At 57.3% G+C, this 9,425-nt stretch carries 10 protein-coding genes; 5 read left to right on the top strand and 5 right to left on the bottom strand.

The window, feature by feature from the left end; all coding sequences use genetic code 11:
• The 5 genes from tilS to ABYV26_RS14115 all read left to right on the top strand — a co-directional run.
• A partial coding sequence (gene tilS, locus ABYV26_RS14135; protein ID WP_372681999.1) for a tRNA lysidine(34) synthetase TilS occupies positions 1-431 on the top strand: 431 nt, incomplete at its 5' end.
• Between the two features lie 74 nt (positions 432-505).
• On the top strand, positions 506-2,473 hold the full coding sequence (gene ftsH / locus ABYV26_RS14130; RefSeq protein WP_372681998.1) for an ATP-dependent zinc metalloprotease FtsH: 1,968 nt from the start codon (positions 506-508) through the stop codon (positions 2,471-2,473).
• 79 nt (positions 2,474-2,552) lie between these two features.
• On the top strand, positions 2,553-3,419 hold the full coding sequence (gene folP / locus ABYV26_RS14125; protein WP_372681997.1) for a dihydropteroate synthase: 867 nt from the start codon (positions 2,553-2,555) through the stop codon (positions 3,417-3,419).
• Positions 3,420-3,423: 4 nt separating this feature from the next.
• Entirely contained in the window at positions 3,424-4,359 is a 936-nt protein-coding gene (locus tag ABYV26_RS14120) for a CdaR family protein (protein ID WP_372681996.1), read from the top strand.
• Between the two features lie 13 nt (positions 4,360-4,372).
• Positions 4,373-5,149 carry a type III pantothenate kinase gene (locus tag ABYV26_RS14115; protein WP_372681995.1) on the top strand — a complete coding sequence of 259 codons (777 nt, stop codon included), beginning with the start codon at positions 4,373-4,375 and terminating at the stop codon, positions 5,147-5,149.
• A gap of 99 nt (positions 5,150-5,248) precedes the next feature.
• On the opposite strand, the gene ABYV26_RS14110 is transcribed toward ABYV26_RS14115, so the two are convergent.
• The 5 genes from ABYV26_RS14110 to ABYV26_RS14090 all read right to left on the bottom strand — a co-directional run.
• Complete coding sequence (locus tag ABYV26_RS14110) at positions 5,249-6,166, bottom strand: MBL fold metallo-hydrolase (protein WP_372681994.1); 918 nt, start codon at positions 6,164-6,166, stop codon at positions 5,249-5,251.
• Between the two features lie 3 nt (positions 6,167-6,169).
• Entirely contained in the window at positions 6,170-6,328 is a 159-nt protein-coding gene (locus ABYV26_RS14105; RefSeq protein WP_372681993.1) for a hypothetical protein, read from the bottom strand.
• Between the two features lie 99 nt (positions 6,329-6,427).
• Positions 6,428-7,084, bottom strand: a complete 657-nt coding sequence (locus tag ABYV26_RS14100; RefSeq protein ID WP_372681992.1) for a zinc-ribbon domain-containing protein — start codon at positions 7,082-7,084, stop codon at positions 6,428-6,430.
• Between the two features lie 49 nt (positions 7,085-7,133).
• Positions 7,134-8,297 carry a type IV pilus twitching motility protein PilT gene (locus ABYV26_RS14095; protein ID WP_372681991.1) on the bottom strand — a complete coding sequence of 388 codons (1,164 nt, stop codon included), beginning with the start codon at positions 8,295-8,297 and terminating at the stop codon, positions 7,134-7,136.
• Positions 8,298-8,342: 45 nt separating this feature from the next.
• Positions 8,343-9,425, bottom strand: a 1,083-nt coding sequence (locus ABYV26_RS14090; RefSeq protein ID WP_372681990.1) for a type IV pilus twitching motility protein PilT, incomplete at its 5' end; no start/stop codon positions are given.

Raw genomic sequence — 9,425 nt, 5'->3', positions numbered from 1 at the left:
TCGAGGCGTCAGTTGACCGTGACGTCGCCACGACGACCATTCCCATGCCGCTCCCGGTGGTTGCAGAGATCTCGGCAATGGGAATCGGGCTGAGACTATCAACCTGCCGGCCGGACCAGTTGCCGCGTTGGACCGATGTCGATCCTGCCCAGGCCCATTTCGATTTAGACCGAATAGCCCCACCGTTGAGCGTACGTCCCGCGGTTCCCGGTGACCGCTTTACCCCCCTGGGTGCCGGCGGCTCCCAAAAATTGAAAAAATTCTTCATCGATCACCGAATCCCTCGCCAGGCCCGGGCCATGGTGCCAGTGCTGATGGACGGACAGAGGATCATCTGGCTGGTGGGACATCGCATTGATGAACACGTTAAGGTGACCACGGCAACCGCCCAGGTCCTCAGGGCTGAATTTTTCTTGCTTGACACCCGATGATGGTTAATATGATCCTAAAACAAAATCAGGAAATCGTATCGCGTGCTTGAAACACTTCGAGGAGGAAACCGCTTTTGAATCCATTTTACAAGAACCTGGCCTTGTGGCTGGTCATCACCTTGATGATGGTCATGCTCTACAATCTGTTCAATCAGCAGCAGCTCGCGCAGAACGACATCAGCTACTCGGAATTTTTGGCTATGGTCGAAGCCGACCGGGTGTCGGAAGTCACCATCCAAGGCCAGGAGATCCGGGTTACCGACCTCAACCGCAGCCATTTTAAAATTTTTGCACCCCAGGATCCTGCCTTGATTCAGCGGTTAAAGGACAAGGGGGTGACTATCATTGCCAAACCGCCGACTGAATCTCCCTGGTACATGTCCGTTCTGGTTTCCTGGTTCCCCATGATCGTGCTCATCGGCGTGTGGATCTTCTTCATGCGCCAGATGCAAAGTGGCGGCGGCAAAGCCATGTCTTTCGGCAAAAGCAGAGCCCGACTGCTCTCCGACCAGCAGGAAAAAGTCACCTTCGAGGACGTTGCCGGCATCGATGAAGCCAAGGAGGAATTGGAAGAAATCGTCGCTTTCCTGAAAGACCCGAAGAAATTTACCCGCTTGGGTGGGCGTATTCCCAAGGGGGTTCTGCTCATGGGCCCCCCGGGGACCGGCAAAACGCTGTTGGCCCGAGCCATCGCCGGAGAGGCGGGGGTTCCGTTCTTCAGCATCAGCGGCTCCGATTTCGTTGAAATGTTCGTCGGGGTGGGTGCCTCCCGGGTGCGCGATCTCTTCGTACAGGGCAAGAAAAACGCCCCATGCATCATTTTCATCGACGAAATCGATGCGGTGGGGCGCCACCGCGGCGCAGGGCTTGGCGGCGGCCACGACGAGCGCGAGCAGACCCTGAACCAGCTGCTGGTGGAGATGGACGGATTCGAATCCAACGAGGGCGTCATTCTCATTTCGGCCACCAACCGACCGGATGTGCTGGACCCGGCCCTGCTGCGCCCCGGACGCTTCGACCGCCAGGTGGTGGTGTCGCTGCCGGACATCAGGGGGAGAGAGAAGATTCTGCGTGTGCACATGAAGCGCACCCCCATCGCTTCTGATGTGGATCCAGTGGTGCTGGCCAAAGGAACCCCCGGATTCTCCGGCGCCGACCTGGAGAACCTGGTCAACGAAGCCGCCCTCCTGGCCGCCAAGCGGGACAAGGAACGGCTCGACATGATGGACTTCGAAGACTCCAAGGACAAGGTCTATATGGGTCTCGAAAGAAAGTCCAAGGTGATCAGGGAGGAAGACCGGTTGACCACGGCCTACCATGAAGGCGGCCATGCCCTGGTTGCCCGCTTCATCCCCGGCACCGACGTGGTCAACAAGATCACCATCATCCCCCGGGGACGTGCTGCAGGCGTGACCTGGTTCTTGCCGGAAGAGCGGGACTTTCGATACAAGGATCAGCTGGAAGCCGAACTGGCTATCGCCTTCGGCGGACGGGTGGCCGAGGAGATTGTTTTCAAGCGCATCAGCACCGGTGCCTCCAACGACATCAAAAAAGCCACCGAACTGGCCCAGCAGATGATTCGCAGCTGGGGCATGAGCGAGTCCTTGGGGCCCCTCTCATTTGCCAAGGATGAAGAGCAGGTCTTTTTGGGCAGGGAGATCGCCCAACACCGCGACTACTCGGAAGAGACCGCCCGCAAAATCGATGCAGAGGTCAACCGTCTGGTCATGCGCTCCTACGAGCGTGCCCAGTCCGTATTGACCGAACATATCGATGTCCTTCACAAACTGGCCGAACAACTGCTGGAAAAAGAGACCATCCTGGGTGCCGAACTGGATGAGATCATCCGCCAGGTGCGGCCGGATATTCAGCTTCCGGAAAAACCCACCGACAAGGAAGAACCTCATGATGACGCCGCCCCGTCATCACCGGCTGCCGACGAATCAGGGACGGCAGAGGATGCTGCTGCAGCGCAGGCGGACCATTCCAGGAGCAGTGCAGCCCAGGCGACGGATTCGGACGACAACAGTAAGCAGCCATAGCGCTAGATGGAGACCGGGATCCTCACGGTGCCAAGGGAAAACACGCTGCCGACATCCGAAAACGCAAATGAACGCTACCATGCCACCATACTCCATCACCTGCGGATCACGAATCCTGGCGCTGGGCCAGCGCACGCTGATCATGGGCATCGTCAATGTCACCCCCGACTCTTTTTCGGATGGCGGCCGCTTCTTCTCATCGGAACGAGCCATCTCCCAGGCCATGCAATTGGTTGATGAAGGGGCGGACATCCTGGATATCGGCGGCGAATCCACACGCCCTTTTTCGGACCCGGTAGGCGAATCAGAAGAGGCGGATCGTGTGTTGCCGGTAATCGAAGGCTTAGCCCATCAAGTGGCCGTTCCGATCTCCATAGACACCACCAAAGCGGCAGTCGCCCGGCAGGCCGTGGCCGCGGGAGCGACAATGATCAACGATGTCAGTGCGCTTCGAACCGATCCGGAAATGGCCGATACGACTGCGCGATGCCGCGTGCCGATCGTCCTCATGCACATGAAGGGCACACCCAAGACCATGCAGGTGAAACCGACGTACGAGGACCTTATCACCGACATCATTACTTTTCTTTCCGATGCCATGGACCGGGCAATGGCCGCAGGGGTGGAGCGTTCCGCCATCATCCTCGACCCGGGAATCGGGTTCGGAAAAACCATCGGCCACAACCTTCAACTCATTCGCGACCTCGAGCGATTTCACGAGCTTGCCGCCCCGCTGCTGGTCGGCCCCTCGCGCAAGATGTTCATCCGTCAACTGTTGAAAGATCCGTCACAAAAAGACATGGACCCGCTTTCTGTAGCGGTGGCCCGGGGTACCCAGGCGGCCGTGGCGGCCACCGCCATGAAAGGCGCCCACATTGTCCGGGTTCATGATGTTGCACGAACCCGCGCCACCCTTGCGGTCGTCAACGCCATCACATCCGTGTGAGTCCATGACACCATCGCCCGCTTCAAACAATAAACGTGTAAACGCTGCCTGGCTCCGGTGGGTGATCCTCTCTCTGCTTCTGGGTGCGGCGACCACGGCGCTGATTTCACGGACCGAAAAGCAGGAGCGGGAAATCGCCATTGGCGTGACTTTCAAGAACCTCTCCGACAACTTGCTGCTGATGGATGCACCGCGCCACTCGGTGCGGCTGTTGGTGTCAGATTCCACTTCGACCCTCCACGCGATCGATGCCAATGAGACCTCCTGCAGGGTGGATTTGTCCGGTCTGGGTGAAGGAACCCACACCCTAACCGTGAATCCGGCGGATGTCGCTCTGCCCAAGGGGGTGAGCCTCAAAGCCTTGTTGACCCCGTCGGTGACCATCAGGCTGGAAACGTTGTCTCAGAAGACGGCCCAGGTTGTGGCAATCCTGGAGGGACACCCAGCGCCGGGATTTGCGGTGGCGGCGGTCTCCATACAACCCAGCCGCATTCTTCTCAAGGGTACCGCAAGCATGCTGGCCGACATCGACACGGTCGAAACCCGATCCATCAACCTAAAAGACGCTGCGGAATCCTTTAAAAAAGAGGTGCCGCTAAACCTTCCGGAAGCCATTGCGGTCGACCCGCCCCTTCGCTTTGTGGTGGCGCACGTCGAAATAAAGGAACATATCATCACACGGGTGCTGGAAAGCATTCCGGTCTCGGTTAAGGGTGCCTCCGCAGAATTTCGGATTCACCCCGACGCCATCTCCTTGACGGTCAAGGGCCCGGAGGCCATTGTCAGTAAAATCGAAACCGATCCGGCTTTCGCCGTCACCGTGGATCTGAGCAATCTGACGGCGGGAAGCCATTCCCTGAAGGCCGTCATCAACCTTCCAGTCAGAGCTAAACTGGTCCGGATCAGTCCGGAGCGTTTTTCGGTAACCATCAGCCAATAGGGTGGAGGTGATCATGCTGCTTGTCATCGATGTGGGGAACACCAATACGGTCATGGGTATCTATCGCCATGACACGCTGGTCAGGGACTGGCGAATCCGGACGGAACGCAAAACGACGGAAGACGAGTTCAACGTCATCGTCGCCAGCCTATTCGCCACCGGCGGCATTGACGCCGGTGCCATCCAGCGAACCGTCATCTCCTGTGTCGTGCCTCCGATGGTGACCATTCTGGACTCATTTTGCCGCAAATACCTGGGCCATGCACCCCGGTGGGTGGATGCACGTTCCTATACCCGCATGCCCATTCTCATGAACAATCCCTCGGAGGTCGGTGCTGACCGCATCGTCAATGCCGTGGCCGCTTACCGCAAATACGGCAAAAGCCTAATTATCATCGATTTCGGAACGGCCACCACTTTCGACGTCATTTCGGAAAAGGGGGAATATCTCGGTGGCGCCATCAGCCCAGGCATCATGATCGCATCCGAGGCCCTGTTTCGGGAAGCCTCCAAGCTACCGCGTGTGGAGATCTTCGAACGACCGGACAATGTAGTCGGCAAGGACACTATCGGAGGCATCAAATCCGGAATTATTTTCGGCTATGCCGGTCTGGTGGACGGCATCGTGGGCCGAATGAAAGCTCAGATGGATACCGTGCCGATGGTGTTGGCCACGGGCGGCCTGGCGCCGTTGATGGCCGATGTGGCCACGAGTATAGAAAAGGTGGAGGCTTCACTCACCTTGGAAGGGCTTCGCATCATCAGCGACAGCCTGGATGGGCAATCATGAAGGCTTAGTTTTTAATGTTGGATGAATGTTCTATCGTTAGATAGGGAATGGACGGTAGCCACGAATTCAACAGTCATCATTTACGATTTGCAATTGAATTTACTCCAGATTGGCCAGATAGCCGACGAATCCCTTGACGCTGTTGCACAGAAAGCTCCGTTCGCGAATTTGAACCGCTGGCGCCAGCTGTGAAAAGCCGCGAAGCAGCGGATCTTGGGCCAGCAGCAGGTCAACCCACCGATTCACGGAAGCGGTCGGATCCGCTCCTCCGCCGCCAATCGCTGTGGCCAGCGTCTTCTCCCAGAAAAGAATTTGCTCGCGATGCCTGACCAGCATGCGCAACCCGTCTCCACGCATGCCGAAATGACCGTAACACAGGGTCTCGGAACCGGCTGCCATGAGCCTGTCGATGCTCGACAATGAGGTTTCCAGAAAAAAACGGGGCGGGGTTGCCGGACGCAGATAGATGTCACCCGAAGACAGTGGCAGGCAAACACCGGCCGCTTCTCCGGCGAAGAGGCAGCCGGTGGTTAAAAGAGCAAAATGGTGCGGTGAATGGCCCGGCGTGTCCAACAGTCGAAAGGGCGCCGATGCCAGTTGGGATTCGGTGGCGATCCAGGATGGATCCACCGGCAACATCGGGCCGTAGGCGCGGCCGGTTTCTCCCAGGGTCTTCACCGTGCCCTGCCACAGGCGTTCAGGGTCGACAATATGGGGGGCGCCTTGGGGGTGGCAAACCACCGGAGTACCTGGAAATTGTCTGGCCAGGTGGCCAACGGCGCCGGCATGGTCGAGGTGAATGTGAGTCAGGCAGATGTAATCCAGGCGATCCACACCCAGAGCGGTGATGGCGTCGATGAGTTGGTCCGCCGTCGACGCAGGCCCCACGTCCACCAGATAAACCGCTTCCGGCCCGGTCACCAGCCAGGCGCCGATGAAGTCCTGGAATCCCCTGATGGGGGGGGTTAAAACGATCAGGAAAAGGTGAGGGCCGAATTGATGAACGGTGGCGGCCACGGGTCAGTCCATCCCCATCTGCCGTTCCAGTTCACGAATTTTATCGGCGACATGCACCCGTTGGGGTTCCGTCAGCATCGGGTCCGCCAGCTGGCGCTTCAATCCCAGCAGAATCATCTCTTGACGGTATTCTGCGCAGGTATAATCACCGGTGGGTTTCATTGGGTTCTGGGTTCTGGGTTCTGGCTTCTGGCTTCTGGGTTCTGGGTTCTGGGTTCACCAAAAAGCGCCCAACGAAGTAACGGTGAACCGGTTTACCCATCAGTCGAGACAGTCTTTGTAGGCCTGATAGAATATGCCGAAGTCGGCCATTCCCCGCCTCAGAATCTTATCGAAATCAGCAATGTTGTCAACATTTACTATCATGTTCACACTCTTTTGGAATGCCGCCATGTTGTCCATGGTTCGAAAGCGCCGGGTGATCAGGGTCACAAAGATATTTCGGCGGACGGACATATGGAGGCGTTCCAGGTAAATCAACACCCCGTTGGCGTCCGGGTTTTTGGCATCGAAATACTCGTTGACCACGATAAGGTCGTAGCTGTGGTAACGCATGGTCTTTAAGGCTTCACGGCTGTTTTTTACTTCTGTGATGTGGTATTCGAGAACATCCAGAACGGGCGTGATGGCCTTGGTAATCATGGGATCGGGCTCGCACAAAAGCGCAGTCTTGCCTTCTTCCTCTACAAAGTCAAAAGGCTTGTCCGACGCGTCGTAGCCGTCTCCTTCATCTTCATCGAAGGAAAAGAAATCCTCGTCGACGTCCGGCTGGCCGCTGCCGTCCGGATCCTTGTCCAACGGCGGAACACTAATCCGATTCTGGCATTTGGGGCATTTAAGGAATGCCGTTTTATCCTTGGGCAGCTTTTCATCGCCAATCCTGAATCTGCTCTGGCAGCTTTCACAGATAATTTCCATGGTTTTCCAACCGGTCCTTTCCGCCACGCAGGCGACAGACTTGCGGCAATCAGGCTTTATCGTAATGGCGGTCTATCTCTAAGTTGTCGATATCCGTGGTGGACTCACCCCGGGCGCTTTTCACCTTGTCAATGCCGCGGCCGGCCACACCCTTGTGGGACGCATAGGCCAGGGCGGTTTCCTGGGTAATCAGTCCCTGCTCGTATAGCCCGACAATGTGGTCGTCGAAGGTGGTCATGCCGAATGGCCGGCCCACTTCCATGATTTCATAAAAGGTCTTGCCTTCGGATTCGCCATTGAGGATGGCGTCTTTGACCCGCAGGTTGGTGCCCAGGATTTCGAAGGCGGCCACTCGGCCCCCGCCGATTTTCGGCAGCAACCGCTGACCGACGATCCAGCGAACGGTATCGGCCAGTCGAATACGGATCTGCTTCTCCTCTTCGTTGGGAAACATGCCCAGGATACGGTTGATGGTCTGGCCGGCATCCACGGTGTGCAGGGTGGTCAACACCAAGTGGCCGGTCTCGGCGGCATTCAGGCCGATTTCCACCGTCTCACGGTCACGCATTTCACCGACCAGGATGACCTTGGGGGCCTGTCTCAGGGCCGCCCTGAGACCATTGGCAAACGTGTCGTAATCGGAACCCAGCTCCCGCTGATTGAAGGTGGCCTTCTTGTGGGGGTGCTGGTATTCGATGGGGTCTTCCAGGGTCACCACATGGACGGACCGGGCTTCGTTGATTTCCTCCAGAATTGCCGCCAGGGAGGTGGTCTTTCCCGAACCGGTCGCGCCGGTGACGAAAACGATGCCGTTGAGGTCTTTGGCAATTTTATAGAATGTGTCCGGAAGGTTCAGGTCGCGGATGGTGGGAATCTTGGATTCCAGCTTCCGCAGGACGATGGAGTAGTGACCCGTCTGGGAAAAAATGTTCACGCGGAACCTGGCCTTGCCTGGCAGTGAGTAGGAAAGATCGCAGGATCCGCTCCGAATCAGGGTTTCGGTGAGACGCCGGTCCTTGCCGATCAGGTTCAAGGCGAAAGACTCGGTCTGGTAGGGGGTCAGTTCCTTGATGTCCGGTTTGATCTCAACGGGAACCAGTTCACCGGCGCTTTCCACCTGAAGCGGCTTCCCCACAGTGAGATTCAGGTCGGACACGTTGCTGTGGGAATCCAACATCCGGGTCAGGATATGATCGACTTCCTGCTTTTTCATGTTCTCCCTCTATTTACGGCCATCGGTGCCGGGATCAAGATCGCTCTACGCCTCGGTGAAATCCGTCGGCGGCGATTTGAGCAGCGGACGAAATCGCCCCTTGTCGTTGGCTTTGGTGTAGGCGTCCTCGGCAGAAATCCGTCCCTTGTTGTATAGTTCCATGATGGCGTCATCGAGAAGCTGCATGCCGTATTTTTTGCCCGTTTGCATCATTGAGGGCAGTTGATGAGACTTGGATTCGCGAATCAGGTTGCGCACGGCCGGCGTGGCGATAAGAATTTCCATGGCCGGTACGCGCCCTTTCTTGTCGATGCGCTTGAACAGCGTCTGGGAAATAATCGCCCGGATGCCGTCGGCCAGGGTCGAGCGGATCTGAGCCTGTTCCTGGGCGGGAAATACCTCCACGATTCGATCCACGGTTTTTGGGGCGCTGGTGGTATGCAGGGTGCCGAAAACCAGATGCCCGGTGGCACTCGCCTCGATGGCCAGGGAAATCGTCTCCAAGTCCCGCATTTCACCGACGAGGATGACGTCCGGATCCTCACGGAGCGCGCCGCGCAGGGCGGCGGAAAAGGATTTGGTATGCAGCCCCACCTCCCGATGATTCACCAGGCAACTCCGGCTTTTGTGAACGAATTCGATCGGGTCTTCGACAGTGATGATATGGTCGCTGCGGGTTCGGTTGGCCACATCGATAATGGCGGCCAGGGTGGTGGACTTACCCGAACCGGTAGGGCCGGTAACGATGACCAACCCCCTGGGAAGCGAGGCCAATTTGGAGATCACCGGGGGCAGGCCAAGCTGTTCAGCGGTCATGATGGTGCTGGGGATTTCTCGAAACACCGCTCCAATACCGTTCTTCTGCATGAAATAATTGGCTCGGTAGCGCGCCAGACCGGGAATCTCGTAACCGAAATCCACGTCGCCGGACTCCTCAAAGGTTTTGACCTTTTCTTCAGAGGTAATCTCGTAGAGCATGGCACGAAGGTCGTCGTTATCCAGCACCTTGTATTTAACGCGCTCGATGTCACCGTGAATGCGCAACGCAGGGGGTTGGCCGGAAATCAGGTGCAGGTCGGAAGCATTCTGTTCGTGCATGAGCTTAAAAAAAGCATCGATCTTGGCCAT

The organism is Desulfosarcina sp., from assembly GCF_041551955.1.
Classification (GTDB): Bacteria; Desulfobacterota; Desulfobacteria; order Desulfobacterales; family Desulfosarcinaceae; genus Desulfosarcina.
The sequence above is the reverse complement of the archived record's forward strand: the minus strand, read 5'-3'. Positions and strand labels throughout refer to the sequence as shown.

What these genes read in the sequence shown, in the direction of transcription:
- ABYV26_RS14115 (WP_372681995.1), top strand. Translation starts at nt 4,373, where the DNA reads ATGCTGCTTGTCATCGATGTGGGGAACACCAATACGGTCATGGGTATC.
- folP (WP_372681997.1), top strand. Translation starts at nt 2,553, where the DNA reads ATGCCACCATACTCCATCACCTGCGGATCACGAATCCTGGCGCTGGGC.
- ABYV26_RS14100 (WP_372681992.1), bottom strand. Translation starts at nt 7,084, where the DNA reads ATGGAAATTATCTGTGAAAGCTGCCAGAGCAGATTCAGGATTGGCGAT.
- ABYV26_RS14095 (WP_372681991.1), bottom strand. Translation starts at nt 8,297, where the DNA reads ATGAAAAAGCAGGAAGTCGATCATATCCTGACCCGGATGTTGGATTCC.
- ABYV26_RS14120 (WP_372681996.1), top strand. Translation starts at nt 3,424, where the DNA reads ATGACACCATCGCCCGCTTCAAACAATAAACGTGTAAACGCTGCCTGG.
- ABYV26_RS14105 (WP_372681993.1), bottom strand. Translation starts at nt 6,328, where the DNA reads ATGAAACCCACCGGTGATTATACCTGCGCAGAATACCGTCAAGAGATG.